29 protein-coding genes are annotated in these 26,826 nt (G+C 57.5%); 13 read left to right on the plus strand and 16 right to left on the minus strand.

Features of this window, described 5'->3' with window-relative positions:
- Positions 1-70 precede the first annotated feature (70 nt).
- The 7 genes from I9188_RS01705 to I9188_RS01735 all read left to right on the plus strand — a co-directional run bounded on the left by I9188_RS01705 (position 71) and on the right by I9188_RS01735 (position 7,075).
- Positions 71-850 (plus strand): SDR family oxidoreductase, encoded by a 780-nt coding sequence (locus I9188_RS01705; RefSeq protein WP_209504876.1) that lies wholly within the window; start codon positions 71-73, stop codon positions 848-850.
- A 2-nt stretch (positions 851-852) separates the two neighbouring features.
- The gene (locus tag I9188_RS01710) at positions 853-1,965 is read left to right on the plus strand and encodes a hypothetical protein (RefSeq protein WP_209503719.1); all 1,113 of its coding nucleotides are present in this window, start codon (positions 853-855) and stop codon (positions 1,963-1,965) included.
- Positions 1,966-2,071: 106 nt separating this feature from the next.
- Positions 2,072-3,121, plus strand: a complete 1,050-nt coding sequence (locus I9188_RS01715) for a methyltransferase domain-containing protein (protein WP_209503720.1) — start codon at positions 2,072-2,074, stop codon at positions 3,119-3,121.
- Positions 3,122-3,201: 80 nt separating this feature from the next.
- Positions 3,202-4,296, plus strand: a complete 1,095-nt coding sequence (locus I9188_RS01720) for an ABC transporter ATP-binding protein (protein ID WP_209503721.1) — start codon at positions 3,202-3,204, stop codon at positions 4,294-4,296.
- Between the two features lie 114 nt (positions 4,297-4,410).
- Positions 4,411-5,193, plus strand: a complete 783-nt coding sequence (gene surE, locus I9188_RS01725; protein ID WP_209503722.1) for a 5'/3'-nucleotidase SurE — start codon at positions 4,411-4,413, stop codon at positions 5,191-5,193.
- Positions 5,190-5,840, plus strand: a complete 651-nt coding sequence (locus I9188_RS01730; protein ID WP_209503723.1) for a protein-L-isoaspartate(D-aspartate) O-methyltransferase — start codon at positions 5,190-5,192, stop codon at positions 5,838-5,840. The genes surE and I9188_RS01730 overlap by 4 nt, the downstream gene beginning before the upstream one ends.
- 62 nt (positions 5,841-5,902) lie before the next feature.
- Positions 5,903-7,075, plus strand: coding sequence for a M23 family metallopeptidase (locus I9188_RS01735; protein ID WP_209503724.1), 1,173 nt, complete (start codon positions 5,903-5,905; stop codon positions 7,073-7,075).
- 62 nt (positions 7,076-7,137) lie between these two features.
- On the opposite strand, the gene I9188_RS01740 is transcribed toward I9188_RS01735, so the two are convergent.
- Complete coding sequence (locus I9188_RS01740) at positions 7,138-7,809, minus strand: YafY family protein (protein WP_209503725.1); 672 nt, start codon at positions 7,807-7,809, stop codon at positions 7,138-7,140.
- 21 nt (positions 7,810-7,830) lie between these two features.
- Positions 7,831-8,136, minus strand: coding sequence for a hypothetical protein (locus tag I9188_RS01745; protein ID WP_209503726.1), 306 nt, complete (start codon positions 8,134-8,136; stop codon positions 7,831-7,833).
- A 222-nt stretch (positions 8,137-8,358) separates the two neighbouring features.
- Between I9188_RS01745 and I9188_RS01750 the strand changes: the two genes are divergently transcribed.
- The 4 genes from I9188_RS01750 to I9188_RS01765 all read left to right on the plus strand — a co-directional run bounded on the left by I9188_RS01750 (position 8,359) and on the right by I9188_RS01765 (position 10,874).
- Complete coding sequence (locus tag I9188_RS01750) at positions 8,359-8,574, plus strand: twin-arginine translocase TatA/TatE family subunit (RefSeq protein ID WP_209503727.1); 216 nt, start codon at positions 8,359-8,361, stop codon at positions 8,572-8,574.
- Between the two features lie 6 nt (positions 8,575-8,580).
- Entirely contained in the window at positions 8,581-9,039 is a 459-nt protein-coding gene (gene tatB / locus I9188_RS01755) for a Sec-independent protein translocase protein TatB (RefSeq protein WP_209503728.1), read from the plus strand.
- A complete protein-coding gene (gene tatC, locus I9188_RS01760; protein ID WP_209503729.1) occupies positions 9,036-9,914 on the plus strand; it encodes a twin-arginine translocase subunit TatC in 879 nt (292 codons plus the stop codon). Before tatB ends, tatC begins: the two co-directional genes overlap by 4 nt.
- Positions 9,915-10,031: 117 nt before the next feature.
- Complete coding sequence (locus tag I9188_RS01765; RefSeq protein WP_209503730.1) at positions 10,032-10,874, plus strand: ATP-binding protein; 843 nt, start codon at positions 10,032-10,034, stop codon at positions 10,872-10,874.
- A gap of 60 nt (positions 10,875-10,934) precedes the next feature.
- Here I9188_RS01765 and I9188_RS01770 read toward each other — a convergent pair whose 3' ends face one another.
- The 6 genes from I9188_RS01770 to I9188_RS01795 all read right to left on the minus strand — a co-directional run bounded on the left by I9188_RS01770 (position 10,935) and on the right by I9188_RS01795 (position 16,856).
- Positions 10,935-11,579, minus strand: coding sequence for an SDR family NAD(P)-dependent oxidoreductase (locus I9188_RS01770; protein WP_209503731.1), 645 nt, complete (start codon positions 11,577-11,579; stop codon positions 10,935-10,937).
- A gap of 42 nt (positions 11,580-11,621) precedes the next feature.
- Positions 11,622-11,870 (minus strand): hypothetical protein, encoded by a 249-nt coding sequence (locus tag I9188_RS01775; RefSeq protein WP_209503732.1) that lies wholly within the window; start codon positions 11,868-11,870, stop codon positions 11,622-11,624.
- A 298-nt stretch (positions 11,871-12,168) separates the two neighbouring features.
- Positions 12,169-13,692, minus strand: coding sequence for an amidophosphoribosyltransferase (gene purF / locus I9188_RS01780; protein WP_209503733.1), 1,524 nt, complete (start codon positions 13,690-13,692; stop codon positions 12,169-12,171).
- A gap of 652 nt (positions 13,693-14,344) precedes the next feature.
- Entirely contained in the window at positions 14,345-14,938 is a 594-nt protein-coding gene (locus I9188_RS01785) for a CvpA family protein (protein ID WP_209503734.1), read from the minus strand.
- Positions 14,939-14,977: 39 nt separating this feature from the next.
- On the minus strand, positions 14,978-16,339 hold the full coding sequence (gene radA / locus I9188_RS01790) for a DNA repair protein RadA (RefSeq protein ID WP_209503735.1): 1,362 nt from the start codon (positions 16,337-16,339) through the stop codon (positions 14,978-14,980).
- 67 nt (positions 16,340-16,406) lie between these two features.
- A complete protein-coding gene (locus tag I9188_RS01795) occupies positions 16,407-16,856 on the minus strand; it encodes a paraquat-inducible protein A (RefSeq protein WP_209503736.1) in 450 nt (149 codons plus the stop codon).
- 104 nt (positions 16,857-16,960) lie between these two features.
- Here I9188_RS01795 and I9188_RS01800 point away from each other — a divergent pair, with 104 nt between their 5' ends.
- A complete protein-coding gene (locus I9188_RS01800; protein WP_209503737.1) occupies positions 16,961-17,389 on the plus strand; it encodes an acyl-CoA thioesterase in 429 nt (142 codons plus the stop codon).
- On the opposite strand, the gene I9188_RS01805 is transcribed toward I9188_RS01800, so the two are convergent.
- The 3 genes from I9188_RS01805 to alr are packed head-to-tail and all read right to left on the minus strand — an operon-like array spanning position 17,386 to position 19,942.
- Positions 17,386-18,132, minus strand: coding sequence for an ABC transporter ATP-binding protein (locus I9188_RS01805; RefSeq protein ID WP_209503738.1), 747 nt, complete (start codon positions 18,130-18,132; stop codon positions 17,386-17,388). The two genes, I9188_RS01800 and I9188_RS01805, sit on opposite strands and share 4 nt — an antisense overlap.
- Entirely contained in the window at positions 18,129-18,911 is a 783-nt protein-coding gene (locus tag I9188_RS01810) for an ABC transporter permease (protein ID WP_209503739.1), read from the minus strand. The genes I9188_RS01805 and I9188_RS01810 overlap by 4 nt, the downstream gene beginning before the upstream one ends.
- Positions 18,908-19,942 (minus strand): alanine racemase, encoded by a 1,035-nt coding sequence (gene alr, locus I9188_RS01815; RefSeq protein ID WP_209503740.1) that lies wholly within the window; start codon positions 19,940-19,942, stop codon positions 18,908-18,910. The genes I9188_RS01810 and alr overlap by 4 nt, the downstream gene beginning before the upstream one ends.
- 240 nt (positions 19,943-20,182) lie before the next feature.
- Between alr and I9188_RS01820 the strand changes: the two genes are divergently transcribed.
- Entirely contained in the window at positions 20,183-20,722 is a 540-nt protein-coding gene (locus I9188_RS01820) for an N-acetyltransferase (RefSeq protein WP_209503741.1), read from the plus strand.
- 157 nt (positions 20,723-20,879) lie between these two features.
- Here the strand turns inward: I9188_RS01820 and I9188_RS01825 are convergent, their stop codons facing one another.
- The 5 genes from I9188_RS01825 to I9188_RS01845 form a co-directional block, all read right to left on the minus strand.
- The gene (locus I9188_RS01825) at positions 20,880-22,370 is read right to left on the minus strand and encodes a replicative DNA helicase (protein WP_209504877.1); all 1,491 of its coding nucleotides are present in this window, start codon (positions 22,368-22,370) and stop codon (positions 20,880-20,882) included.
- Positions 22,371-22,629: 259 nt separating this feature from the next.
- Positions 22,630-23,307, minus strand: a complete 678-nt coding sequence (locus I9188_RS01830; RefSeq protein WP_209503742.1) for an orotate phosphoribosyltransferase — start codon at positions 23,305-23,307, stop codon at positions 22,630-22,632.
- 148 nt (positions 23,308-23,455) lie between these two features.
- Positions 23,456-24,448 carry a type II secretion system F family protein gene (locus I9188_RS01835; RefSeq protein ID WP_209503743.1) on the minus strand — a complete coding sequence of 331 codons (993 nt, stop codon included), beginning with the start codon at positions 24,446-24,448 and terminating at the stop codon, positions 23,456-23,458.
- 13 nt (positions 24,449-24,461) lie between these two features.
- Complete coding sequence (locus I9188_RS01840; protein WP_209503744.1) at positions 24,462-25,430, minus strand: type II secretion system F family protein; 969 nt, start codon at positions 25,428-25,430, stop codon at positions 24,462-24,464.
- Complete coding sequence (locus tag I9188_RS01845) at positions 25,427-26,815, minus strand: CpaF family protein (protein WP_348540314.1); 1,389 nt, start codon at positions 26,813-26,815, stop codon at positions 25,427-25,429. The genes I9188_RS01840 and I9188_RS01845 overlap by 4 nt, the downstream gene beginning before the upstream one ends.
- Positions 26,816-26,826 lie beyond the last annotated feature (11 nt).

The raw sequence follows: 26,826 nt of genomic DNA on the forward strand, positions 1-26,826 counted from the left end.
CCAAGCCATTTCTGGTCTTCCCTGTCTGGTCGATGCTAGACATGCGGCAATGACTGACAGGGAGGATCCGATGGACCTTGGAATAAAAGGGAAGCGCGCGCTGGTCTGTGCCAGCAGCAAAGGGTTGGGTTTGGGCTGTGCCGAGGCTTTGGCTGAGGCTGGCGTAAATCTTGTGATGAATGCGCGTGGTTCGGACGCTTTGGAGAGCGAGGCAGCACGCCTCAGGTCAGAGCAAGGTGTCGAGGTACAAACAGTCGCTTGTGACGTGACGACTGCGGAAGGGCAGGCGCAGGTGATCGAAGCAGCGCAGGGCGTTGATATTCTTGTGACAAATGCCGGCGGCCCGCCGCCGGGTTTATGGTCGGATTGGGGGCGTGATGATTTCATCAAGGCGCTGGATGCCAATATGTTGACCCCCATTGCGTTCATGAAGGCGCTGCTTCCTGGAATGATGGACAAAGGTTGGGGCCGGGTTGTGAACGTCACCTCGCAATCTGTGCGCGCGCCAATTGCGGTGCTGGGGCTTTCGAATGCAGCCCGCACGGGTTTGACCGGATATGTCGCGGGAACTTCACGCCAGGTTGCACCGCATGGCGTGACCATCAACAACCTGCTGCCCGGCATTCACGCGACGGATCGTGCAGATGCGCTGGACAGCGGTGTGGCTTCACAGCAAGGCATCTCGATCGAAGACGCACGCGCAAACCGTTCGGCAACCATTCCCGCGCGACGCTATGGAACGCGGCAGGAATTCGGGGCAGCCTGCGCGTTCCTGTGCTCTCAACATGCGGGGTTCATCGTTGGTCAGAACATTCTGCTGGATGGTGGCGCAACCAATTTGACGATGTGACTATGGCGCAAGGGTTTTCGTTGAAAGATCAGATGTTCAACGCTGAGAAAGTAAATTATCTCAGTGGTTTGTTTTCCGAGTCTCATGCAGAATTTGATGCCCCGGCATTCCGATCTGCGGTCATGTCGCGATTGCTGGATCTAGAGTTGAAGGATCGGATCATCTGGATCGCCACTTGTCTGCAACAGGCGGTGCCCGGTGACTTGCATGCTGTTGCCCCGACGATCCTGCGCGCCTTGCCTGCGCCTTTGGACCCGACGAAAACGGATGACGATTTTGGCGATTTCATCTTTGCGCCGGTCGGTGAGTGGGTAGCGGCCATAGGCCTTGAGCATGTTGATCTGGCTTTGGACGTGATGGAGGAACTGACACAGAGGTTTTCAATGGAATGGGCGATCCGACCGTTCCTGAACCATGACCCGGACCGGGTGTTGCGGCGGATGCAGGATTGGTGCTCTCATGACAGTTACCACGTGCGCAGGTTGGTCAGCGAGGGGACGCGCCCCCGATTGCCATGGGGGCAGGCGGTCGCATTGGGTTTGCAGGACCCGCTGCCGTTGCTGGACAATTTGCACATGGATTCGACGCGGTATGTCACCCGGTCCGTATCCAATCACCTGAACGACATCACCAAGAAAGACCCGGATCTGGTATTGGATCGCCTGAAGGCGTGGCGCAACCAGGGTCATCAGACTCAGGACGAACTGGACTGGATGACGTCACACACCCTGCGCGGACTTGTGAAAGCGGGGCATCCTGAAGCAATGAAGATGTTAGGCTATGACCCGGACGCGGAAATCGAGGTCGCGGTCAACCTGAACTCCGAAGCTCGAATTGGGGACGCTCTGGCCTTTTCGGTCACTTTGAAAGGGGGCGGAGAGCTGCCAGTTCTGGTTGACTATGTCATTCATTTTCAAAGACCTGGCGGGAAAATCTCAGCCAAGGTGCACAAGTTGAAGCAGGCGGCTTTGAAGAACGGGAAACTGACGCTGGAAAAACGCCACAAGTTGAAGGGTGACGCCACAACGTTCAAGTTGGTCCCCGGCGCACATCGGTTTGAGGTTCAGGTGAATGGCAAAATTCGTGCGGGCGTGGACTTCGATCTGCTTGGGTAAAACCGCGCGGGACCACTCACGCTTTCGTCAAAAACGCCTTCGCCGGATTGCGAACTCCCGGCGCTTGCATTAGCTCGGACATGACCATTTGCGAGGGAAAAGCGCGATGAAACATGAATCGGTGCAGAACTATTACGGTGAAGTCCTGCAAAGCAGTGCTGACTTGCAGACCAATGCGTGCTGCACGCCCGACGACATGCCCGGTCATGTCAAAAAGATCCTTTCAAAGATTCATGACGACGTTCTGACTCGCTACTATGGCTGCGGTCTGATTGCCCCACTTGATCTGGAAGGCATGTCGATCCTCGATCTGGGGTGTGGGGCCGGGCGGGATGTATATGCCTTGTCCGCCATGGTCGGCGAGACGGGCCGGGTGGTGGGGGTCGACATGACGTCCGAACAATTGGACGTCGCCCGCGCGCATCAGGAATATCACGCCGAAGCATTTGGATATGCCCGCAGCAATGTAGAGTTCCATCACGGCTATATCGAAAAACTGGATGAGCTTGATCTGGAACCCGGATCGTTCGATATCATCGTCTCGAACTGCGTGATCAACCTGGCCACGGATAAGAATGCGGTTCTGCGCGGCGCGCATCGGTTGTTGAAAAAGGGCGGAGAGATGTATTTCTCGGATGTCTATGCAGACCGCCGTATTCCCCAGGCGATGGCCGAGGACGAAGTACTTTATGGCGAGTGCCTGTCCGGCGCGCTTTATTGGAATGATTTCCTGTCAATGGCTCGAACGGCCGGTTTCGGCGACCCGCGCCGCGTGACGCACCGTCCACTGACGATCGAAAATCCGGTATTGGAAGAGCGTGTTGCGCCATTGAAGTTCCTGTCCGCGACATACCGTCTGTTCAAGCTGCCAGCACTGGAACCGGCCTGTGAGGATTATGGGCAAGCCGTGATCTACAAGGGGACCGTGCCGAACGCACCGCATGAATTTGTTCTGGATGACCATCACGTTATCGAAGCCGGCAAGGTGTTTCCGGTCTGCGGCAACACCTGGATGATGCTGAATGACACGCGATTTGCCCGTCATTTTGACTTTATCGGCGATTTTTCGACCCATTATGGCATTTTCGAAGGCTGTGGTGGCGAAAGCCCGTTTGAGGCCACGGGTGCATCTGTCGCTTCTGGCGGGTGTTGCTGATCCCTTGCGCCTGAGGGGCGGGGTTGCTATCCCCGCTCAAGCCCGATGGATTTGATCGGGAAAGGCAACGGGGTCCATCGGTGACAGGTAACGCAATTCCGCCGCGTCTGGAAATTCGCAACATTATCCGTCGGTTTGAAGGCCGGGTTGTTGTGGATGATGTTTCGCTGACCGTTCAGGCAGGCAAGGTGACCTGTCTTCTAGGGCCGTCGGGCTGCGGGAAATCCACCACGTTGCGCATGATCGCCGGGGTCGAGATGCAGGACTCGGGTGAGATTTATGTTGATGGTAAGCTGATCTGCGACACCGTGTTCCGGGTGCCTCCGGAACGGCGCGAGATCGGTCTGATGTTTCAGGACTTTGCGCTGTTCCCGCATCTGAGCGTGGCCAATAACGTGGCCTTCGGCCTGAAGGGCAGCAAGGACGAAAAACGTGTCCGGGTCGAGGAGTTGTTGCGCAAAGTCGACCTGATGCGGTTTATCGACGGTTTCCCGCATCAACTATCGGGTGGCGAGCAACAACGCGTTGCGTTGGCGCGTGCGCTGGCGCCGCGCCCACGCATCATGCTGATGGACGAGCCGTTTTCCGGCCTCGACAACCGTTTGCGTGATGGTATCCGTGACGAAACGCTGGCCATTCTCAAGGAAGAAGATGCCGCCGTACTGTTGGTCACGCACGAGCCGGAAGAAGCGATGCGCATGGCCGACGAGATCGCCCTGATGCGGCGTGGCAAGATCGTGCAACAGGGCGCGCCCTATAACGTCTATACGCGTCCCGCAGACAAGGCAGCGGTATCTTTTTTCAGTGATGTCAATGTTTTACGGGCACAAGTGAATGGCGCATTGGCGGACACGCCCTTTGGTCAGTTCCTGGCACCGGGCATTCCGAATGGTACGGATGTCGAGATCGTTTTTCGCCCTCAGCACATCAAGCTGGACTTTGACCGCAACGGCAAGGGGCCACTGCCGACGCCGACAGATGGTGTCGCGGCCCGTGGTGTCGTTGAACGTGCGCGATTTCTGGGCAATGAGAGTCTGGTAGAGTTCCGCATGGACTATGATGGTTCGATCCTAAAGGCGACGGTTCCGAACGTGTTTGTCCCCAACCCGGGCCGGGTCATGTGGCTGACCATCCGCCGCGACAGGTGCTTCGTTTTCCCCGAGACAAGGCGCTGATCCATCGATTTCCACCAAAGTGGTGCGCGAAATCCTCAGATTGGGGGACCACGTCGCTTGCCGCAACGCAGGCCCGGGTCTATCAAGAGCCAAACGCGGGGGTAAATCGGGCACATGCGAATTCTTCTGACCAATGACGACGGGATCAATGCGCCGGGCTTGATCACGCTTGAGGCGATTGCGGCTGAACTGGCCGGACCGGATGGAGAGGTCTGGGTGGTCGCGCCCGCGTTTGAACAGTCCGGGGTTGGGCATTGCATCAGCTACACGCATCCGATGATGGTCGCCAAGCTGGGAGAGCGGCGCTTTGCCGCCGAAGGATCGCCTGCCGACTGTGTTTTGGCAGGGCTTCACGATGTTATGTTGGATACCCCTCCCGATCTGGTTCTGTCCGGCGTGAACAGGGGTAATAACTCGGCCGAAAACACGTTGTATTCCGGTACGATCGGTGGCGCGATGGAGGCGGCATTGCAGGGCGTCCCGGCGATTGCTCTGTCGCAATATTTTGGCCCCCGCAACCTGGGCGTTGACGACCCGTTCGAGGCAGCCGCTCGGTATGGTGCAAATCTGGTGCGCCGGATTCTGGACGCAACTCCGGCAGAACAAGGTGATTACCGGCTGTTTTACAACGTGAATTTCCCCCCGGTTCCGGCAGCCGAAGTGCTGGGCACGCGGATCGCGGCGCAAGGGTTTCGGCGCGACACACGGTTTTCAGTCGAACCGCACAGTTCGCCTTCGGGGCGGCGGTTCCTGTGGATCAAGGGTGGCTATCAGCACAATCCGACCGCACCCGGAACGGATGCGGCTGTCAATCTGGAAGGCTATATCTCGGTCACGCCGATGCGCGCTGACCTGACTGCACATGACATGCTGGAGGCATTGAAGGCGGTCGAATGAGCGGACTGGACCCTGAAACAGTAATGCAATTCCTGTTTGCCCTGCGCAAACGGGGGGTCACGGATGCGCGCGTGCTGGCTGCGATGGAGCAGGTGGACCGCGGTCGCTTTGTCACCGGCCTGTTTGCAGGGCGTGCTTACGAGGACATGCCGCTGCCGATTTCCTGCGGTCAGACGATCAGTCAACCCTCGGTCGTTGGCCTGATGACGCAGGCCCTGAACGTGAGGCCCCGGGACACGGTGCTCGAGATTGGGACAGGTTCAGGTTATCAGGCGGCGATCCTGTCCAAGCTGGCCCGCCGGGTCTACACAGTGGAACGCCACAGGCGGTTGGTGAGCGAAACAAGCAAGCTGTTTGCCGACCTGGGCCTGACGAATATCACGTCGATGTTGTCGGATGGGTCATTTGGCCTTCCGGAACAAGCCCCTTTTGACCGGATCATTGTCACAGCCGCAGCCGAGGATCCTCCGGGCCCGCTCTTGGCGCAGCTGAAAATCGGGGGTATTATGGTTCTACCCGTGGGCCAGTCGGACGCGGTGCAGCAACTGATCAAAGTGACGCGCACCGAAGATGGTCTGGACTATGACGAATTAACGTCTGTCCGTTTCGTGCCCCTTCTGGAGGGGCTTGGAAAGGACGAGGCGTAATAGGCTTAAAGAATTGGTCGCCGGAACTCCGGGCAACAGGGGCAGGCGTTGAGGACAGAATTATGAGAGCAGTATCCAAATCAGCAATGCACCGCTGTGCGACCGGGGTGGCCGCTCTGGCCATTCTGGCCGGGTGCGAGGGGCCTCTGGATTATGACCTTCGCGGGCAGATCGGTGGATTTTCGACCACCAATGCAGCGCAATCCGCAACGGCATCCCGCCCGACACCGGACAGCCGGGGTGTCATTACCTATCCGAATTACCAGGTGGTCGTGGCGCGCCGCGGCGATACGGTGCGGGACGTGGCTGCGCGGGTTGGCCTGCCCGAGGGCGAGCTTTCGCGCTTCAACGGCCTGCAGACAACGGACACGCTGAGAGAGGGTGAGGTTCTTGCATTGCCACGCACTGTTGGTGCTGGCAGCGGCGTGGACATCGCGTCGGTTGCCGGGTCTGCAATTGACCAGGTGCCGGCGTCGGGTTCGGTTCAGACCACAACACTGGAACCCGCGAAACAGGCACCAACCCCTGCGCCGATTTCAACCGGACCGGAGCCTGTCAGGCATAAGGTCAAGCGGGGTGAGACGGCCTATACAATCTCGCGCCTCTACCAGGTGCCGGTTGAATCTCTGGCGGAATGGAATGGGCTAGGATCAGATTTTACCGTGCGTGAAGGTCAATACTTGTTGATTCCGGTCAAAAACCAGCCAGCGCCCCGGCAAAATGCGGCTAGTGCCGCGCCCGTTCCCGCCACAGAGGTGACGGAACCGGGGCAGGGTTCTCCGACGCCGACACCACCCAGCGCTACGCAGCCCTTGCCGGACGAAAAAATCGAGCCGCTGGCCGAGGCCCCCGACGTGACCGCCGAAGCGCCAACCAATACGCGCACTACTGCGCTGTCCCTGCCGGTTGGCGGCACTATCATTCGCGGCTATGACAAGGGCAAGAATGAGGGCATCGACATTGCTGCTGCTCCGGGTACGTCGGTCACAGCTGCCGAAGCCGGTACGGTCGCGGCGATCACCGCGGACGCGGATCAGGTGCCGATCATTGTGGTCAAGCACAACAACGATCTTCTGACTGTCTATGCAAATGTCGACAAGATCACTGTCAAGAAAGGCGATAAGGTACGCCGTGGCCAGAAGCTGGCGCAACTGCGGGGCGGCGACAATGCCTATGTGCATTTCGAAGTCCGCAAAGGGTTCGAGTCCGTCGACCCCGAGCCCTATCTGAAGTGAGGTTGTATGGCCCGTACCGGGCCATGCCTTCGGCGAGAGTATTTCTGAAAAGATGAAGCCTGTCAGGCGTACGGGTCATAGTCACTCAGGCGTTTTCCGGGTTCGTCGGCGAAGATCTCCGGAAGGGGTGAAACAGCTTCGATCAGGTCAATTCGAAAAACACGAAATCCGTTGCGCAACTCGCACCAGGCGGTAAGGGTCCAGACCCGCCCCCAGTATTCCATATGGAGCGGACGGATGATGCGTTCTGTCAAAACACCGTCAATGCGACGATAGGACAGGTGAAGCTTCTGACGAGATTTGATGGCTGCACGGATCGGGGCCATATGGGCAAGGCCCCTTGCGGCATCGGCAAACGGGTAGACCGCGAATTTCCAGCTGTCCGCCTCGGCCACGACCTGCGTTGGCAAAACAGCGTCGATCTTGTCGGCAAGCGATTGTGCGGCTGCTTTCAGGTCAGTATCCGCAGCTTCGGCCACGATGGCCATGCCAAGATTCAGCGCCTCAAGCTCGGCTGGGGTCAGGTTCAACGGGGGCAGGGTGATCTGCTCGCGCACCATGTAGCCGACACCGCGCTCTCCCTCGACTGGAACGCCCGAGGCCACCAGCGTATCCATGTCGCGATAGATGGTGCGGACCGACACCTCAAGCCGGTCCGCAATGTCCTGCGCGCGGTGCAGTTTGCCGTCGCGCAGGATCTGGATGATATCGAACAGGCGGTCAGTGCGGCGCATGACGCGCCGTTCTGACTGCGTTTAGGCAGTCATGTTCCATAGTACTTTCTCGTGACGCATCTGGATGCTATCTGGATTGATGACCGCCATCATGCCTGCTGCACATTCCTGTTGCGGAAACTGCGCAGCAGCGTCCTGTGCCGCCTTCAAATCGGTCCAGACAACATAGTCGGTCCAGCGACCATCTTCGCCCTGGCTAAGCTGCCGATGGGCAAATCCCGGAGCGCTGCGCACAAAGGCCTCAGAGGCCTGACTGAGTTTCACGAACTCTTCCGGCGTGGTGCCATTGGCCAGCGTGAAAGTGACGATTTCAGCAACGTGGGTCATTTATTTCTCCATTGACCTTGTTTCGATGCCAAATCCCTAACGGATAGCAACTGACATAAACCTGTCAGTTGAGAATTGCGACCCCTTAGATCTCACGCGTTTGCTACAATTTTTACCCGCAATCCGGCGCAGATGTCTTTTGAGACCGGCGATCGAGGCGTAAAGACTGAGTCAGTTGATGTTCCCGGCGCGCAAACGTGCCGATGAAAAAGGAGAAAAGACATGCTCAACAATATCGGCCTTCCTGGCCTGCTGCTGATCGCCGTTGTGGTTTTGGTTCTGTTCGGGCGCGGCAAGATCAGTTCGCTCATGGGCGAAGTCGGCAAAGGCATCACTGCGTTCAAGAAGGGCGTAAAGGACGGTTCGGAAGAGCTGGAAAAGGACGCCTCTGAACTGGCCAAGGACGTCACACCTGAAACCGAGAAAGACAAGGCGTAAGCACGGATGTTTGATCTGGGCTGGACCGAGCTTCTGGTCATCGGCATCGTTGCCCTGATCGTTGTGGGGCCAAAGGACCTGCCGGTGCTGTTCCGCAATGTCGGACGTTTTGTCGGCAAGGCGCGTGGAATGGCGCGCGAATTCAGCAGCGCCATGAACGAGGCTGCCGATCAGGCTGGGGTGAATGAGATCAAGAAAGGTCTCAACGCTGCCGTAAATCCAGTGGGATCGGCCATGGACGGTGTCAAGCAAGCCGCGCAGGAGATGGCGAAAAGCATCGATCCTACAAAGTTCGACCCTGAAAGCGAAACGGGTAAACTGGCGGCCGAGCGGGCCGAGCAGGCCAAAAAGGTTCAGGCGTCAGCCGCCCGTGCCACCGCCGAGCGCAAGGCCAAAGAAGCAGCCGATGCGCTGGCCAAGGCAGAAGAGGCCGAAGCCGCGCTGAACACTGAAAGCAAGACATGAGCAAAACCGACGAGATTGACGATTCTTCGGCCCCGTTGATTGAACATCTGGCCGAACTGCGCACACGGTTGATCCACTGTGTCGTGGCGTTTCTGATCGGTATGATCATCTGTTTTTCAGTGGCCAAGCCGATCTTTAACTTTCTGACAACCCCTTTGTGTGAGGCTCTTGCTGTACGCGGGCAGGATTGCGGGTTGATATTTATCGCCTTGCAAGAGGGCTTTTTCGTTTACATCAAGGTTTCTCTGCTGGGTGGGTTCGTATTGGCGTTTCCCTATATTGGGATGCAGATGTGGCGGTTCGTTGCGCCGGGCCTCTACAAGTCCGAGAAAAACGCGTTCCTGCCTTTCATGCTGGCTTCACCCTTCATGTTCTTGTTGGGGGCGAGCTTTGCGTTCTATGTCGTCACGCCGCTGGCTTATGATTTTTTCCTAGGGTTCCAACAGTTTGGAACAGAGGGAGAGGCGGTTGTCGATGCTGCAACTGCTGCGCCACATACCGTGGTGTTCCAGGGCTCAGCCCAGGAATATCTGAACCTGACGATCAAGTTCATCGTGGCCTTTGGATTATGTTTCCAACTGCCGGTTCTCCTGACCCTCATGGGTAAGGCAGGACTGGTCAGTGCCGAGGGGCTGGGCGCTGTTCGGAAATATGCGGTAGTTGGCATTCTGGTTCTGGCCGCAATTGTCACACCACCGGATGTCATCACACAGATCATTCTGTTTGTGGTGGTCTACGGCTTGTACGAGATTTCGATCTTCCTGGTCGCGCGGGTGGAAAAGAAACGCGAGGACCAGTTGCGCGCTGACGGTTATTACGATGATGAGCCGGAAGCGGATGATGACCTGATGCAGGAATTCGAAGACGACAAGTAAGTCTGCCGATGAAAACAAAAGGGCGCGCCATCCAAAGGCGCGCCTTTTTTGTTTGAAACTCTTGTTGTGCCAATTGGAACGTGCTTTGACCCCCTCAAGACAAAACCGGAGGCCCGTATGGACGACCAAGCCCTGAACCGTATCGCCGAGGCGTTGGAACGCATGGCACCGGCTCCTTTGGCGGCGCCTGATTTCGCCGCTGCTCCGGCTTTTGTGTGGCATGTCGATCCGGATCGACTGGAACCTGTTGCGCATGTCAACCGGGTCGATCTGGACCTCTTGGTCGGCATCAATCGCTCTCGCGACACGTTGTTGGACAACACGCGCCGGTTTGCAGCAGGTTACAAGGCAAATAACGCGCTACTCTGGGGGGCGCGGGGGATGGGAAAGTCCAGCCTTGTGAAGGCCGTGCACGGCTCTCTGAGCGTTGAGTACGCCGACCTTAAGCTGGTCGAACTGCAGCGCGAGGATATGGGCACGGTCGCGCGGCTGCTGAACCATCTGCGCGCCGCGCCCTACAGGTTCATACTGTTTTGCGATGACCTGTCGTTCAGCCACGATGACCAGCACTATAAATCCCTCAAGGCTGTTCTGGACGGTGGTATTGAAGGCAGGCCAGAGAATGTGGTCTTCTATGCCACTTCAAACCGCCGTCATCTGATGCCGCGGGATATGATCGAAAACGAGCGCTCCAGCGCGATCAATCCTTCCGAGGCGGTCGAAGAAAAAGTCTCGCTGTCGGATCGCTTCGGCTTGTGGCTTGGGTTCCATCCCTGCGATCAGGACGAGTATCTGGCGATGATCGACCGCTATTGCGCCGCCTATGGCGTTTCAGTTGATGCAGAGACCCTGCGCGCTGAGGCAATTGAGTGGCAGGCCACGCGCGGTTCGCGCTCTGGCCGTGTCGCCTGGCAATTCTTCGTCGATCTGGCCGGGCGCAACGGCGTTCATATCACCTGATCCCGGCTTCACCTGGCTGCAAATATCCCCGCCAGAGGCATGGCCCGTCAGGGCCATTTCCTAAAGCAGTGCCAGAATCCGCGCAGCTTCATCCTTGGTGCTGTTCAACACGCTCCGGTCTTCCCCGGGATGAAACCGCGCGCGGACGACCGTGGGCATCGGCGCGGGTTCGACAACCGAAACCCGCGGGCCGGTGCGTTCGGTCTCGACGGCCCAACTGCGGGCTAGAGCCATCTGCGCGGCCTTGGTGGCACCGTAGATGCCATAAAACTTCTCGCCAGCTTTCGGATCGTCAAAAAACACCGCATGGCCGCTCTCGCCCAGAAGGGGTGAGACATAGGGGATCAGAACCGAGGTCGCGTTTGCATTTGTGTTGATCGCCTTGGCCCATTCCTTGGGGTCAACAAAATGCACCGGTGTCAGTGCTGATGTGTGGATGGCTGTGTGCATCCACAGGTCGACCTTACCCCAACGGTCATGGATGCCACGACACAGGGTCGCCATGGCGTTTGGATCGGTGATGTCCATGGGGGCCAAGGTGGCTGACCCGCCCTTGGCCTTGATACGGTCGTCCAGCTCTTCCAGCCCGCCGGTGGTCCGGGCGACGGCGACGATATGGTATTCAGGTGCCAGCGCTTCGGCCAGCGCAGCGCCCAACCCGCGAGAGGCCCCGGTGATAAGGGCGATTTTTGTCTGATCGGTCATGGCTGCGGTTTGAACCCCTACGCGAGGAGCGTCAAGTCGCGATTAGCTTCCGGGAATGGCGATCCGCTTGGTCTGGCCGCTTTGTCGCAGCATGATGCCCTGTTCGTCGATTGCTATCACTGTACCCGAGGCGACACGGCTTCCGGGTTCAACCTCTTTTACGCGGCCCGATGACAGGCGTACCAAGGCGTGCAGTTCGGTTTTGGGCCCGAACACTCCCAGGACAGAAACGGAGTTCTTGTTCAACGCGCCCTGCTGCGTGGCCGCGCTTTTGACATTGGTGTTTGACATGGTCCGTGGCCCGGCGCGAGATCCGAACCCCTTTTTTTGAGTGAGTGGTTGCCGCCCGATAACAAAACGATCAGGTAAGCAAAAGACCCTCACAGACACTGCGCTTCACGACGTAGCGACCTTTTTGTTAGTCCTTGTGATCGTGCAGGATTCGCCGCCGGGTTGTGGCAGATTTCCACTCATCAGTTGATCAGCACAAGTGAGAGTCTCTTTGAACGGGGCTTCCCTATCTGCATGTCGAACGGTTCGAATCGCCGTCCGAACAAAAACAGTACATGCCCTCAGTGGGCTAGGTCTTTCAGCCTGAGGCCAGTTTGGCCGCATTCCAGGACCCGCCCGGAACCTGCATATCCGCGCGTTTCTGGCTGACACGGCTGCTGTTTTCCAGACTGTCCAGATAATCCGCGCTGACGCTGCCAGTAATGTAATTGCCGTCAAAGCAGGAGCAATCAAATCCCTGAATGTCCGGGTTGCCTTCCTGGGCGGCCCAAATCAGGTCCTCCAGATGCTGATAGAACAGCGCATCGGCGCCCAGCTCTTCACGGATCTCTTCGATCTCTTTGCCATTTGCGATCAGTTCGGCCTTGGTCGGCATGTCGATGCCATAGACATTGGGGTATTTGACCGGCGGCGAGGCGCTGGCCACATAAACCTTTTTGGCCCCGGCGTCGCGGCACATCTGAACGATCTTTTTGATGGTATTGCCGCGCACTATGGAATCGTCGATCAACAGAACGCTGTGGCCTTCGAATTCCAGCGGAACTGCGTTCAGCTTGCGGCGCACGGATTTCTGTCGCTCGGCCTGACCCGGCATGATGAAGGTACGCCCGACATAACGGTTCTTCACCAACCCCTCGCGATAGGGGATGCCGGTGATTTTAGCCGCTTCCAGTGCCACGGGGCGGGCGCTGTCGGGTACGGGAATGATCCGATCGATTTCCAGGCCCGAGTCCTGAATTTGTTTCGCCAGCGTCTGTCCCATACGCATCTGGGTTTTATAAACCGAGACACCGTCCAGCAGTGAATCCGGACGTGCCAGATACACATACTCGAAGATACAGGGCGTCAGCTTGCCTTGGACCGCCTGAAACTCGTGCATGTTGCCTTTCAGGTCAATCAGGATGGCCTCGCCGGGGCGCAGATCGCGTAGCTTTTCAAAACTGTTGATGCCAAAGGCCACGTCTTCTGAAGCAAAAGCATAATCGTCCCCCTGACCGTCGACATTGCGCTTTGCGACCGAAAGTGGCCGAATGCCAAATGGATCGCGGAACGCCAGCATGCCGACACCTGCCACCAGACAGATTACCGAATAGGCGCCCTGAACCCGCTCCATCGTCATCTTCACACCGGCAAAGATGTTTCGGATCGGATCCGAATTGCCGTTCACCTTGATGGCGTCAGCCACTTTGTCGGCCAGCACGTTCAGCAAGATTTCCGAATCCGATGTGGTGCGCAGGTGACGGCTGTATTTCCCGGTCACTTTCTCGCGCTGTTCCGCTGTGTTGGTGATGTTGCCGTTGTGAACAAGATAGATACCGTAGGGTGCGTTCACGAAGAAAGGTTGCGCTTCAGCCGCGCTGAGTGATCCGGCCGTGGGATAACGAACATGCCCCATGCCGACATGACCCAAAAGGGTTTCAGCATCCTGGGCGTTGAACACGTCCTTGACCAGACCATTGGCTTTCTTTTCCCGGAAGAATTCGCCGTTGTAGGTCACGATCCCCGAGGCATCCTGACCCCGGTGCTGCAACATCAGCAACCCGTCATAGATCTCAGCAAAGACATCATGTGTCCGGCTTGCGATTCCTAAAATCCCACACATCTACGGGGCTCCAACTTCTATGACGATTTCATTCGAGGATTGGCCGCAGTTCGGCACCGGACTTTCTGCATCTTCAAAGCGGAAATGTTCGCTACACAGGAACAAGACGCCGTTAGGGCGACCATCACTGCGATCAGCGCGCATTCATACAGAAAGGACAAGATCGGTGGCTCCGATTCCGTGGCGGGTTGGCCCCCACATAATGCCTATTGGCGTGGCTGTCATCAAAGGATCACAATAGCCAAATGCCGCAGGCCAAGTTTACGCATGTCGATGTAGAAAAACGAAGATGGTGACATGCGCAAACATATGTGCTGTCATGCATTGGATTGTATACATAACTGCTAAAACTCAGTACCTCGGGGGGACCTGAATGTGGCAACATAAACCTCCTCACAAGAACCAGGAACGGATCAGGCAGCGGTGCCATCGGTGCAGAGGATTGGGACGCGCGTCGTGTCAGATCTGTAACGGAGCGGGCGAGGTCGCCAAAAGCAGAGATATCTTTGGAAAACCAATCTTCAGTCGATGCGACGGGTGCTTTGGCTTGAAAACAATCCGCTGCACGGTGTGTGGTGGCGAGGGGTTTGTCTGATCTGCAACAAAAAAGCCCGGCAGCGCCGGGCTTTCATGAACTGGTGATCGGCCTCTATCAGCCGTTGGAAGGCGCAGTTGTTGTTGGTTCATCGTTTCCAGCCGTGCAACTGGCGACCAGCTCTTCATACTGAGTTGTAACCCACCCCAGAGCTGCCTCGGGGTTTTGTTCCTCAATCTGGCCGCTGAACTGTTCAAACACCTTGGCCGACCGGCTCTCATCAACAATTGTGTAAGACTGGCCGGTCATGACGGTGTCGTAAACGAAGAACGCAATCGCAACCAGAAGAATGCCACGAGCGATGCCGAAGAACAGCCCCAGAGCCTGATCCAGGCCGCCAAGGGCCGAGCGCTGAACCAGCGATGAAAACAGCGGTGTGAAGATACTGACCACGATCAGCGCCACCGCAAAGACTGCCGCAAACCCGGTGATCACAGACAGTTCGCAGCTGTCACGCAGGAAATCTCCGACGACCGGGATTTCCTTGACCAGAGGTACCGCCTGCGGGGCGAAGATGAACGCCAGAACGGCCGCCGCAACCCAACCCGCGATGGCCAGAACTTCGCGCATAAAACCGCGCGAATAGGCCAGCAAGCCTGACAGCACGATGATCAGGGCAACCACCCCGTCGATTATTGTAAAACCTTCCATGGCCCTCGCCTGTTCTTTTCTGCCCCTCAAGGCGCGACTTTAACCTGCTCCGAAGGTTTCGCCAACAAACCCCACCAAATCAGAGGGCCGGGTGAGTGTCAGACCTGCCACAGTACCGGTTTTGCCACCTGCCGGAGCAATTGCTGCTGTGAAACCAAGTTTTTGTGCTTCTTTCAACCTGTTTTCTGTCTGCGGAGCCGGTCTAAGTGCGCCGGATAGCGAGATTTCCCCGAAAACGACGGTGTCTGAGGGCAGGGCCGTGTCCTCGCGTGCGCTCAGCAATGCAGCAGCAACGGCCAGATCGGCGGCGGGTTCACTGACTTTCAATCCACCGGCCACGTTCAGATAGACATCGAGACCCGCAAATGGAATGCCGCAACGCGCTTCGAGAACGGCAAGGATCATTGCCAGCCGCCCGCTGTCCCATCCCACCACTGTCCGGCGTGGTTGTGAGTGGGGGGACGGGGCGACAAGGGCCTGCAATTCGACCAGAACGGGCCGTGTGCCCTCAATCCCGGCAAAGACGGCAGAGCCAGGGCTGGGTGTACCACGTTCCGACAGGAACAAGGCCGAGGGGTTGGTGACCTGCGCAAGCCCTTTGCCTGTCATCTCGAATACGCCAATTTCGTCGGCGGGACCAAAGCGGTTCTTGACTGCCCGCAGAATACGAAACTGATGGCCGCGCTCGCCCTCGAAATACAGCACCGTATCAACCATGTGTTCGACAACACGGGGCCCTGCGATCTGGCCTTCCTTGGTGACGTGCCCGACCATGATGATCGACACACCATGCCGTTTCGCAAAGGCGGTCAATTCATGAGCAGCCGCCCGGACTTGCGACACGGACCCCGGCGCGCTGTCGACATTGTCCGCCCACATGGTCTGGATCGAGTCAATGATCGCCAGACCGGGTTTCTCGGCTTCAAGCGTGGTGAGAATGTCGCGTAGGTTGGTTTCGGCAGCAAGTTGCACCGGAGCGTTCTCCAGCCCAAGGCGGCGCGCCCGCATGCGAACCTGCGCACTGGCTTCTTCACCCGAGACATAGATCGTCTTGACGCCAGCACGGGCAAATCGGGCAGCCGCTTGCAGCAGCAGGGTGGATTTACCGATGCCGGGGTCGCCGCCCACCAACAGGGCAGATGCGGGAACAAGCCCGCCGCCAAGCACCCGGTCCAGCTCTTCCACTCCGCAGAGTGTGCGGGGTGGCGGGGTTTCCTCGGTCGACAGGTCGGTGAGCGTCATCGACCGTCCGCGTTTCGAGCCCAGCGATTTCTTGGCTGGGCCTGCCGACAGAGGTACGTCCTGGATGATCGAGTTCCACTCGCCGCACCCGTCGCAGCGGCCCGACCAGCGGGAATGGGATGCGCCGCAGGCGGAGCAGGAGAAGGTTGGTTTTGCCATGACGTCTTGGTGCCCGAGGACGGGCGGTTCTTCAAGCCCTTGCTGGGCTTTCCTCGTCGTCAGCGCCCTATGTCCGAGCGATGGATTTGCAGTGGCGTTCGGTGAGAATGCCCAAAGCGATGGAGGTAAGGATGCAGGTGGTGAACAGGTAAAGACCCCATGCGGTTTCAACAGTGGCGTAAGAGATGCCTTTGGCCAGCGTGATGTAAAGCGCGATCAGGAAGATATCTGCCATAGCCAGCTTGCCTAGGATGTTGAGTGCAGGCTGCACACGGGCATCTAGCAGGTTCCATTGTATCAGGGCGGTGCCAATGGTTTTGATGTAGGGCGCGAAAAGGGCGAAGATGGTGACAACCAGCGCAAGGAAGATGTCGGATTTCCAAAGCGACTGGAGGCCGGTGATGACGCTGATTTCGCTGAGGCCAAAGATCGGCAGGAACCCCGCGCGCATCAGCGGGGCGAACCACGCGATGGGGTAGAGGATCAGGAGGGAGAGGGTGGCGAGGCGGAGGGTCATAAGTACTTTTTAGGTGTTCCGCCGCCAATCGGGCGACGCGTTTCAGTTATGTGTTAGCTTAATTCAAGAATTCAAACTCGTTTTTGTCAGTGGGGAGAAGTCAGATGCCAGCTATTGTGGCTTTCAAGTCAATTGTTGATCCTTCGGATTGCGATTTTCTGGGGCATATGAATGTCTCGCGATACTTTGCGGCTTGCTCAGATTCGGTGTTTGCTATCCAATCGGAGATGGGACTGAACGCAGACGACATGCGTTCGGGACGGAAGCTCTCATTTGCGGTCGTACATGCGGAGAGTAGTTTCCTCGCCGAACTTCGAGCGGGGGAGGCAATTCAGATGGAGAGTGAGGTACTAGAAATAGGCGGAAAGTCGGTCACCTTCCGACACAGATTGCTGCGCTCTGCCGACAGAAAAACTGTATTCTCAACAGTGTTCAAATGTGTCTTGTTAAATCTCGAAACTCGAAAAGCCGAATTGCTTCCAGATGAGGTTGTCGCAAGCGCGAAAAACTGGCTAGTGAGTGAGGAGGATTAGCGCACCGCCTCAATCGGCCCCTCGGCACTCCCGCTGATGAACTGCTCCACATAAGGATCACCCGAGGCATCCATCTGACCGACCGGGCCGGTCCACTGGATCACGCCTCCGTGCAGCATGGCAACGTTGTCGGCAATCGCGCGGACGGAACTCATGTCGTGGGTGATGGTCATCGCGGTGGCGCCCATCTCGGTCACGATTTCGCGGATCAGGTCGTTGATGACGCCGGACATGATCGGGTCGAGGCCGGTGGTGGGTTCGTCAAAAAAGATGATCTCGGGCTCGGCGGCGATGGCGCGGGCAAGGCCCACACGTTTTTGCATCCCGCCTGACAGTTCTGCCGGAAAACGGTCGGCCACGTCGGATTTCAGGCCCACGCGGCGCAGTTTTTCGATGGCGATCTCGCGCGCTTCTTCGGTGGGACGTTTCAGGGATCCACGCAGCAGGCGGAATGCGACATTCTGCCAGACGGTCAGCGAGTCAAACAGGGCCGCACCCTGAAACAGCATCCCGAACCGGGCCAGAAACGCGTCGCGGTCGCCTTTGGTTGCGTCCTTGCCGTCGACATAGATCATGCCGCTGTCGGGTTTGATCAGGCCCAGGATACATTTCAGGGCAACAGATTTCCCCGTGCCGGAACCCCCGATGATGACCATCGAGGTTCCTTTGGGTATCTCTAGGCTCATTCCACGCAATACGTGGTTGTCGCCAAAGGCTTTTTCTACGTTCTCCATCCGGATCATAGCGAGAAGAACACCCCTGTGAGAACAAAGTTTGCGGCCAGGATCAAAACGGCTGCGGCCTCGACCGACCCTTTGGTTGCACGACCGACACCCTGTGCGCCGCGGCCCGAGTTCATGCCGTAGTAGCAGCCCATGATAGCCGCGATCACGCCAAAGGCCGCGCCCTTAACCAGAGACGATACAATGTCGCGCATCTCAAGGAAATCGACGGTGTTTTTCAGATAGGCCGCCGGGTTGAAGCCCAGATTCTGCGTGGCGACAGTGTACCCGCCTGCAATCCCGATAACGTCACCCACCGCGACCAGCGCAGGTACGGTGATCAGGGCGGCCAGCACACGCGGAGCAGTAAGGTATTTCATCGGGTGGGTCGACAGCGTGACCAGAGCGTCGATTTGCTCGGTCACTTTCATCGTGGCGATCTCGGCCGCGATGGACGAGGTCACGCGCGCGGCGATCATAAGGCCGACCAGCACCGGGCCAAGCTCGCGCACCATGCCGATAGCGACGATCTGGGGCACGACGGCCTCGGCGTTGAACCGTGCACCGCCCGCATAGATTTGCAAGGCCAGCGCACCGCCGGTGAAAATGGCGGTCAGGCCGACGACGGGCAGGGACAGCCAGCCGATATTCAGCAGGGCCATCCCGAATTCGCGCGGATAGAAGGGTGGGCGCAGGATGTGCGACACTGCATCAAGCGCGAACAGGGCCACCCGGCCAAAGGCCGCAAGCAGGCCCAGCACGGTGCGGCCCAGCCCCCCCAGCGCGCTGATTGGGTTCATTCCACGTAGCCCCGCGAATAGCGATTGCCCATTGATGTCAGGATTTCATAGCCAATTGTACCAGCAGCCTCGGCCAGATCATCAACGGTTTGATGACCGTTGAGAATGCGCAAGCGCTCCGGGTCTTTCGGCAGGTCCGTGACGTCCACGGTGATCAGGTCCATTGAGATACGTCCAACAACCGGGCACGGTTGGTCGCCCGCAAATGTGTCGATGCCGCCGCCAATAGCGCGATGCAGGCCGTCTGCATAGCCGGCAGCAACGGTGGCGATCCGGGACGGCCGTCGCGCCACCCAGGTGTTTCCATAACCCACGGTCTCGCCCACGGCCAACTTGCGTACCTGGATGACAGGAAGGTCTACGGTTACGACAGGCTTTGCACCGACAAAGGGCATTCCGCCATAAAGACCGATACCCGGGCGGCAGAAATCGAAATGAAACTCAGGCCCCAAAAGCATCCCGCCCGTCGCTGCCAGGGAGCGCGGCGCAGCGACCCCATCAGTCATCTCGCGGAAGGTTTTCAGTTGTTGCTGGTTCATCGGGTGGTCCGGCTCGTCCGAGCAGGCCAGATGAGACATGATGAGCGCCGGGTTCAAGGCTTCGGCCTTGGAACGCAACTCAGCCCAGTCAGCAGGTTCAAGACCAAGCCGGTTCATACCACTGTCCAGTTGGATACCAAACGGGTGGTCGGGCAGGGCCTCTGTGTGGCGTTGAAACTGCTCTGGCGAGTTGATCAGCGGTATCAGGTCGTTGCCGCGCAGTAGATCGGCATCGCCGTCCATATGTCCCGAAAAAACGAAAATCATCGGGCCGGGGCCAACTGCCTCGCGAACGGTTGTGCCTTCTTCTGCGGCAGCCACGAAAAACTTGCGAACGCCTTCTTCTGCCAACATGTCGCTGACAGGTCCTGCGCCCAGCCCATAGGCATCTGCCTTGACCACGGCACCGGTTTCGACCCCGGTTTTCGCGTCGAGTGCCCGCCAGTTTCTGGCGAGGGCCTGAAGATTGATCGTTAAACGTGCAGTACTCATGGGACTGTTCATGACATTGCGCCGTCCAAGGTCAAGAGGGAAAGGGCTTTTTCCGCGACAGATTGCGCCCATCAAACGACAGGTACGGCGGAAAACACCCAAAAAAGCAGACATTTTGGCGACTTACTGCTGTGCTAGGCCGTTTTCGGGATTGTCTTCACATAGGTGTTAAAGTGATCTTGTGAACAAGATCGTCCCATCGCGGCAAAAAACGGTGCGGCGGCATATCCCGAGGAAATCATGGATTTTTATATCGATCAAACGCCAGACCCGTTCGAAACAGCCCGGTTTTTCGCAGATGTGTTTTCGGCGTCGGAAGGCCCGGACGAGGGGACGGTTATCGAAGCTTTTGTTCAAGAGATGATCGATACCACCCCACCACAGGACCTGATGGTGTGCACCGCGCGTCGCGATCAGGTGCCGCTTGGCTGCGCCATCTTTTCCCGATTGCTGTTTCCAGAGGACGCGCGCCGGGTTTTTATCCTGTCGCCTATGGCTGTCAGAACAGACAGGCAAAAAACCGGGATTGGTCAGGCTTTGATTGCCTATGGTCTGGATTGCCTGCGGGCATCAGGCGTGAACGTGGCGCTCACCTACGGTGATCCCGCTTACTATCGAAAAACAGGTTTCGAACAGATTTCTGAGGCCACTGCACAACCGCCGCTAAAGCTGAGCCATCCGCACGGCTGGCTGGGGCAGTCGCTGGATGGTCAGGCGCTTGCGCCACTCAGCGGCCCGTCGCAATGTGTTTCCGCGTTGAACAATCCGACGCTTTGGTGAGTGCAAGGTTCAAACTGTCAGTGAATAGGCGGGCAAAACTTATTCTTGGTTCGCGCATCAGATCCTGAATCGCGCGAAAGGTTCACAGAACCTTTTTTGCTTTGCCAACAATCAAAAGAAGGTCAGGAAAACCCAAGTAAGGCTGTCCTTTTCGCGATCAATAACCTTCGATTTCACCACCCTGCTGCCAAGGTTTGACAAGATTACCGAACCGGGTGAATTGCGCCTCGAACGACAGCTCGACCGTGCCGATTGGACCGTGGCGCTGTTTGCCAACGATGACCTCGGCCTTGCCGTGCAGGCGTTCCATGGCCTGTTTCCATTCTTCCATCTTCTCAAGCTCGTGATCGCCGGGTTTTTCACGTTCTTTGTAGTATTCCTCGCGGAACACGAACATCACAACATCGGCGTCCTGTTCGATCGAGCCTGATTCACGCAGGTCTGACAGCTGCGGACGTTTGTCGTCGCGGTTTTCGACCTGGCGGGAAAGCTGCGACAGGGCAATCACCGGAATGTTCAGTTCTTTGGCGATTGCTTTCATGCCCATCGAAATCTCGGCAATCTCGTTAACCCGATTGTCGGACATGCCGCGGCAGAGTTGCAGATAGTCGATCACTAGCAGGTCCAGCCCATGCGTGCGTTTCAACCGGCGCGCGCGTGCGGCAAGCTGAGAAATCGGAAGAGCGGGCGTGTCGTCGATAAAAAGCGGGCAGGCTTCAAGTTCTTTGGCCGCATCCACGAAACGGCGGAATTCGGCCTCGGTCATGTCGCCCTGACGGATTTTGTGGCTGGAGATTTCGGACGCCTCAGCCAGAACCCGCCCGGCCAGCTGTTCGGCGCTCATCTCAAGCGAAAAAAAGCCGACGACCCCGCCGTCAATTGCGCCTTCGGAACCATCCGGTTTCAGACCGCGTTTGTACGCTTTGGCCACGTTGAAGGCCACGTTGGTCGCCAGCGAGGTTTTGCCCATCGATGGACGACCCGCGAGAATGATCAGGTCCGAGGGGTGAAGACCACCCAGTTGTTTGTCGAGATCGACCAGACCGGTCGAGATCCCAGCCATGCCGCCACCGCGCTGGTAGGCTTCGTTGGTGACGTTGACGGCTTCTGTGACCGCCTTGAGGAAGGACTGGAACCCCTGTTCGGTCTGGCCCTGCTCGGAAAGCTGATAAAGCTGTTGTTCGGCCTCGACAATTTGTTCTTTCGGTTCGCTGGCTACATCGACCCGCGCGGCCTTGTCGGAGATGTCGCGGCCCAAGCGGATCAACTCGCGCCGGATGGCGAGGTCATAGATCATCTGGGCGTAGTCATGTACCGCAAAGGCGCTGATCGACGCGCCGGCCAGTTTGACCAGATAGGCGGGCCCGCCCAATTCCTTCAGGCCCTCATCCTCGGCCATGAAGGATTTCAGCGTCACAGGCGAGGCCAGCGCGTTCTTTGCAATGCGTGCGGCTGCGACCTCATAAATGCGGGCATGAACCGGGTCATAGAAATGCTCGGACCCAATGATCGAAGCGACCCGGTCGTAAAGGTCGTTATTCGTCAGAATTGCACCCAGAAGCTGCTGTTCAGCCTCAATGGAATGCGGCATGGTTTCGGCGTTCTGAATATGCGCCGCTGCCTGCTCGATACTGCTGATCTCGTTCATCATGTCCCCGCTGCCCGTTCCGAGGTTCTACACGCCACGCCCCGGTTCAAGCTATCTGCAAATGAATGGGGGTAAGTTGGTATAACTGCCCCCCGCCTTGGGATAACTGCCCACCTCAATGGGGATAACTTAGCACCAGTTTTACACGGGCGCAGCGTTATCGCAACATTTGGTGTGGTGGCTGGATATCTTGACTAGATAGGCGTGCTTTGATGCGATTCGAAAATCAACTATCCCCAAGCCGTCCACAGGCTGAAAATCACGATTTTCGCGCGTCCTGCCAGCCTCGCGGATCGTTCAGAAACGCCTCGACCCCGTCAAGTGTTTCCTGATCAAAGGCTTTTTGCGCCTTGGCCTCGGCCAGAACATCCCACCACGTACAAAGGTGATGCAGCTTTACACCATGGTCGCCCAGCGTCTTCTCGGTTTCGGGGAAGATACCGTAATAGAAGATCACAGCCGTATGCCCGCAGGTGGCACCAGTTTCTCGAATTGCATCGACGAAGGACAGTTTCGAACCGCCATCGGTGGTCAGGTCCTCGACCAGCAGCACACGTACGCCATCGCTCATCGCGCCTTCAATACGGGCGTTGCGCCCGTAACCTTTGGGCTTCTTGCGCACATAGGTCATCGGCAGCGCCATACGTTCAGCCACCATCGCGGCAAAGGGGATGCCAGCAGTTTCGCCGCCCGCGATATTGTCAAAGGCTTCGAAACCCGCGTCCCGCATTACCGTAACAGTCAGAAAATCCATCAGCGTGGAACGAATGCGCGGGTAGGAGATCAGCTTGCGGCAATCGATATAGGTCGGGCTGGGAAGGCCACTTGCCAGCGTGAACGGCTCGCGCGCGTTGAAGTGGACGGCCTTGATCTCCAGCAGCATCCGGGCCGTCAGGCGAGCGATTTCAGTGCTGTCGGGAAAAGAACTGGGGATCATGGCAGGACCTCGGCGATGAAATGATGTTTCGGGCTGATAGCCCGACCCTTGGCCCGGAGTCGAGAGCTGTTGGAACAAAAGAAAAGCGGACCCCCCTAAGGTCCGCTGTTTCCGGGCATACTGCTATGCGAACACCATCGTCGCTGTGTTACCCTTGCCCGAACATGTTGACCCACCGGATCAGCATTGGTGCCAGACAAATCAGCAATAGGACAGGCATCATGCACATGGCCATCACGGCAGACATCTGCACAGGCAGACGGTTTGCCTTTTCCTGGGCGCGAAGCTCTCGGTCAAGCCGCATGTCAGTGGCGAAGCGGCGTAACGATGCGGATATGCTGGTTCCGTACTGGTTGGATTGCAAAAAGGCGTTCGCGAACGAGTTCATCTCGTCGATACCGACCCGGTTCGCCATGTCCAGAAAGGCGGCCTGACGTTCTTTGCCTGCCTGCAACTCCAGTTGAAGAACCGAAAACTCCTGCGAGATTTCCGGAGCTGCCTTGGCCATTTCATGCGAGACCCGGATCATCGCCGCGTCAAAGCCCAGCCCGGCCTCGATGGCGACTTGCAACAGGTCAAGCGCGTTTGGCAGGCTGTGTTCGATGGCCTGGCGGCGTTTCTTTATGCGACGTCGCAACCACAGTGCCGGGCCATAAAAGCCCAAGACCATCAGTGCCGTCACGACCTGCATTGTGTTAACCCACGTAACACCCTGCAAAAGGTCGGCGATCCCTAACTGAACTTGCGTTTCGATCGGCAAAGCCATGGTTGCAACGAACGCGGCAGGCAACACAAATCCCAGGACGACCCGAAATGTATAATAGGTGCGAATGGCGTGCTTTTGCCGAATTCCGGCTTGTTTCAAAAGCTTGCCGATCCTGGAGCGTTCGCGTTTTGACGACGGGACAAAGGCCTTCAGCAGCCCGTGCGGGTCGCTGTTGTCACCCTGGATAAGGTCAAAATCCTGCCCATGCCCTTGTGAAATCGACCCAACGCGCATGCGACGTGCTGCTGTGTTTTCGCTTGTTGTAAATCCGGCAAAGCCCATGAAGACAAAGAAAACACTAAGGGCGATTCCGACCAACAGGATCAACTGCGGTGTGACGCGCGGATCGTTTAGAATGTCCTGAAGAATATCCATATCCCAATTCCCTTTAGAATTTGAACTTAACCAGCCGTTTCAGGATGAAACCCTGGGCAATTGTCAGGCCAATGATCACTTGGGCGAAGTACGGAAACAGCGGATCGCTGCGTACGTCGCCGTAAAATGTTGGGGTGGAGATCTCGATCGAAAGGTAAATGATGACCGGCAGAATCGTGAGAATAAGGCTGCTCAGGCGACCTTCGGCAGAGATTGCCTTGATCTTCTTTTGCATCGTGTGCCGGTCCCGGATGGTCTGGGACAGAATGCTTAGAACGCGGGACAGGTTGCCGCCGGTACCATGCTGAATGCCGATACTTACAGCAAGATATTTTGCATCCTCTGTTCCGACGCGGTGCGCAAAGTCGTGAAAGGCGGTCGCGACGTCATCGCCATAGTTGATCTGGTCTTTGATGATGCCAAACTCTGACCCTATCGGATCCGGCAGATCAGAGGCAACGTTTCCAACCGTCACTGCAACAGGGTGGCCCACCTTCAACCCGCGGGCCATCAGGTCTAACGCGTCTGGCAGTTGTTTCGTCAGTTTCTTCGAACGGGCGTCTTTCATGGCGACCAACACGATAACCGGGCCGATGAGGCCGAACACAGCGCTCAGAATGACCGCCAGTTCCGGGGCAAGGAACCGGGAAGCCCCGAAAAAGATCATCAAAACCAGAAGGGAGACGGCGAGCACGACCCAAATCGGGCTGACCGCCAAACCGGCTTGCACAAGCAGACGGCGAAACCGCGTAATCAGCCCAGCTTTTTCACCAGCGGCCATCATTGCGGGATCGCGGAGCAGCTGCAACACCTGATCCGTCGAAGCCCCGTTCTGGATCAGTTTCATGCGGCGGTTTCTGGCTTCGCCATGCGTTTCCTTGCGCGCCAGAAGCTGGTGAACGCCTTCGTAGGCAAGCAGAATACCCAGAAAAATCGACACGTAGATCAGGATGTTCAGTATGTTGGGCTGAAGGTCAATCATGATGCCGTCGCCCCGTGAATAAACATGTTGGTGTCCACATCGACACCAGCCGCCACCAGTTGGTCGAAGCATTTTGGCCGTATGCCGGTCGGCAGGAACTCTCCCAAAACGTCGCCATTCTCAGACTTGCCACGGCGCTTGAAAACAAAGATGTCCTGCATCGTGATCGTATCGTCTTCCATGCCCGTGATTTCCGAGATGCTGACGACCCTGCGTGTCCCGTCGCTCAGTCGGCTGAGTTGCAGGACGATCTGAATGGCCGAGGCGATTTGAGACCGGATGGTTCTGACGGGCAGGTCCGCCCCCAGCATTGTCACCATCTGTTCGACCCGGCTGAGCGCATCGCGGGCCGAATTCGCATGTACGGTCGTCATGGAGCCGTCATGTCCCGTATTCATGGCCTGAAGCATGTCAAAGCATTCGGAACCACGGACTTCGCCGACAATAATGCGGTCAGGCCGCATCCTGAGCGCGTTGCGCACCAGATCGCGTTGCGTGATCACCCCTTGACCTTCCGAGTTGGGGGGGCGGGTTTCCAAGCGGACGACATGGCTTTGCTGCAACTGAAGTTCGGCCGCATCTTCGATTGTCACGATACGCTGCTTGCCGTCGATATAGGATGAAACGGCGTTCAGCATTGTTGTCTTGCCCGAACCGGTGCCGCCAGAAATCAGAATGTTCAGCCTGGCTTCGACCAGCGCGGCCAGAAGCTTGGCGGCCTGGTCGTTCAGGCTGTCCCGCTGAACCAACTTGTCGATGGTCAGAGGATTGCGCGAGAATTTGCGGATCGACAGCGCCGGCCCATCAACTGAACACGGGCGGATAATCGCATTGACCCGGCTTCCGTCTTCCAGACGCGCATCGACCCATGGCTGGGATTCATCAATACGGCGGCCGACCCGGCTGACGATCTTGTCAATGATCCGAAGCAGATGGCGTTCGTCGCGAAAGCGTACGGAGGATTGTTCCAGCAGGCCAAATCGTTCCACATAGACCTGATCATAAGAGTTGACGAGAATGTCGTTGATGGTCGGGTCTTCCAAAAGGGGTTCCAGCGGGCCCAGACCCATCACTTCGTGAATGAGCTCATCAACAAGAGCTGTAAATGCCTCGGACCGTAAATGAAGGCGTTCGGCTTCGATCAGCCCGGTGACCAGCGCGGCGATCTGACGTTTCAGTTCGGACCGTTCGACCTTGTCGATCACAGACAGGTTCAGACGGTCGAGAAGCTCGCTGTGCAGGCGGCTTTTAAGCTCCAGATGCGCTTGCAGGTCAACGTCCACCGGCTCTGGTGTTGCTTTGGACTTTGGCACCTCGATCGGCCGTTCCAGAACCAACACGTTCGACTTGGACGCGGCCCGGCGTGATTTGTACTCGTTAAACACGGCGATCTCCC

This window comes from Ruegeria sp. HKCCSA071 (assembly GCF_017872555.1).
Classification (GTDB): Bacteria; Pseudomonadota; Alphaproteobacteria; order Rhodobacterales; family Rhodobacteraceae; genus Ruegeria.

Coding starts and splice junctions, on each gene's coding strand:
- I9188_RS01705 (WP_209504876.1), top strand. CDS start 71: ATGGACCTTGGAATAAAAGGGAAGCGCGCGCTGGTCTGTGCCAGCAGC.
- I9188_RS01795 (WP_209503736.1), bottom strand. CDS start 16,856: ATGACCCTCCGCCTCGCCACCCTCTCCCTCCTGATCCTCTACCCCATC.
- I9188_RS01830 (WP_209503742.1), bottom strand. CDS start 23,307: ATGATCCCCAGTTCTTTTCCCGACAGCACTGAAATCGCTCGCCTGACG.
- tatB (WP_209503728.1), top strand. CDS start 8,581: ATGTTTGATCTGGGCTGGACCGAGCTTCTGGTCATCGGCATCGTTGCC.
- I9188_RS01765 (WP_209503730.1), top strand. CDS start 10,032: ATGGACGACCAAGCCCTGAACCGTATCGCCGAGGCGTTGGAACGCATG.
- I9188_RS01775 (WP_209503732.1), bottom strand. CDS start 11,870: ATGTCAAACACCAATGTCAAAAGCGCGGCCACGCAGCAGGGCGCGTTG.
- I9188_RS01735 (WP_209503724.1), top strand. CDS start 5,903: ATGAGAGCAGTATCCAAATCAGCAATGCACCGCTGTGCGACCGGGGTG.
- I9188_RS01745 (WP_209503726.1), bottom strand. CDS start 8,136: ATGACCCACGTTGCTGAAATCGTCACTTTCACGCTGGCCAATGGCACC.
- purF (WP_209503733.1), bottom strand. CDS start 13,692: ATGTGTGGGATTTTAGGAATCGCAAGCCGGACACATGATGTCTTTGCT.
- I9188_RS01810 (WP_209503739.1), bottom strand. CDS start 18,911: ATGAACCCAATCAGCGCGCTGGGGGGGCTGGGCCGCACCGTGCTGGGC.
- I9188_RS01805 (WP_209503738.1), bottom strand. CDS start 18,132: ATGATCCGGATGGAGAACGTAGAAAAAGCCTTTGGCGACAACCACGTA.
- I9188_RS01840 (WP_209503744.1), bottom strand. CDS start 25,430: ATGATTGACCTTCAGCCCAACATACTGAACATCCTGATCTACGTGTCG.
- I9188_RS01825 (WP_209504877.1), bottom strand. CDS start 22,370: ATGAACGAGATCAGCAGTATCGAGCAGGCAGCGGCGCATATTCAGAAC.
- I9188_RS01730 (WP_209503723.1), top strand. CDS start 5,190: ATGAGCGGACTGGACCCTGAAACAGTAATGCAATTCCTGTTTGCCCTG.
- I9188_RS01750 (WP_209503727.1), top strand. CDS start 8,359: ATGCTCAACAATATCGGCCTTCCTGGCCTGCTGCTGATCGCCGTTGTG.
- I9188_RS01740 (WP_209503725.1), bottom strand. CDS start 7,809: ATGCGCCGCACTGACCGCCTGTTCGATATCATCCAGATCCTGCGCGAC.
- I9188_RS01800 (WP_209503737.1), top strand. CDS start 16,961: ATGCCAGCTATTGTGGCTTTCAAGTCAATTGTTGATCCTTCGGATTGC.
- surE (WP_209503722.1), top strand. CDS start 4,411: ATGCGAATTCTTCTGACCAATGACGACGGGATCAATGCGCCGGGCTTG.
- I9188_RS01770 (WP_209503731.1), bottom strand. CDS start 11,579: ATGACCGATCAGACAAAAATCGCCCTTATCACCGGGGCCTCTCGCGGG.
- I9188_RS01835 (WP_209503743.1), bottom strand. CDS start 24,448: ATGGATATTCTTCAGGACATTCTAAACGATCCGCGCGTCACACCGCAG.
- tatC (WP_209503729.1), top strand. CDS start 9,036: ATGAGCAAAACCGACGAGATTGACGATTCTTCGGCCCCGTTGATTGAA.
- alr (WP_209503740.1), bottom strand. CDS start 19,942: ATGAGTACTGCACGTTTAACGATCAATCTTCAGGCCCTCGCCAGAAAC.
- I9188_RS01785 (WP_209503734.1), bottom strand. CDS start 14,938: ATGGAAGGTTTTACAATAATCGACGGGGTGGTTGCCCTGATCATCGTG.
- I9188_RS01715 (WP_209503720.1), top strand. CDS start 2,072: ATGAAACATGAATCGGTGCAGAACTATTACGGTGAAGTCCTGCAAAGC.
- I9188_RS01820 (WP_209503741.1), top strand. CDS start 20,183: ATGGATTTTTATATCGATCAAACGCCAGACCCGTTCGAAACAGCCCGG.
- I9188_RS01710 (WP_209503719.1), top strand. CDS start 853: ATGGCGCAAGGGTTTTCGTTGAAAGATCAGATGTTCAACGCTGAGAAA.
- radA (WP_209503735.1), bottom strand. CDS start 16,339: ATGGCAAAACCAACCTTCTCCTGCTCCGCCTGCGGCGCATCCCATTCC.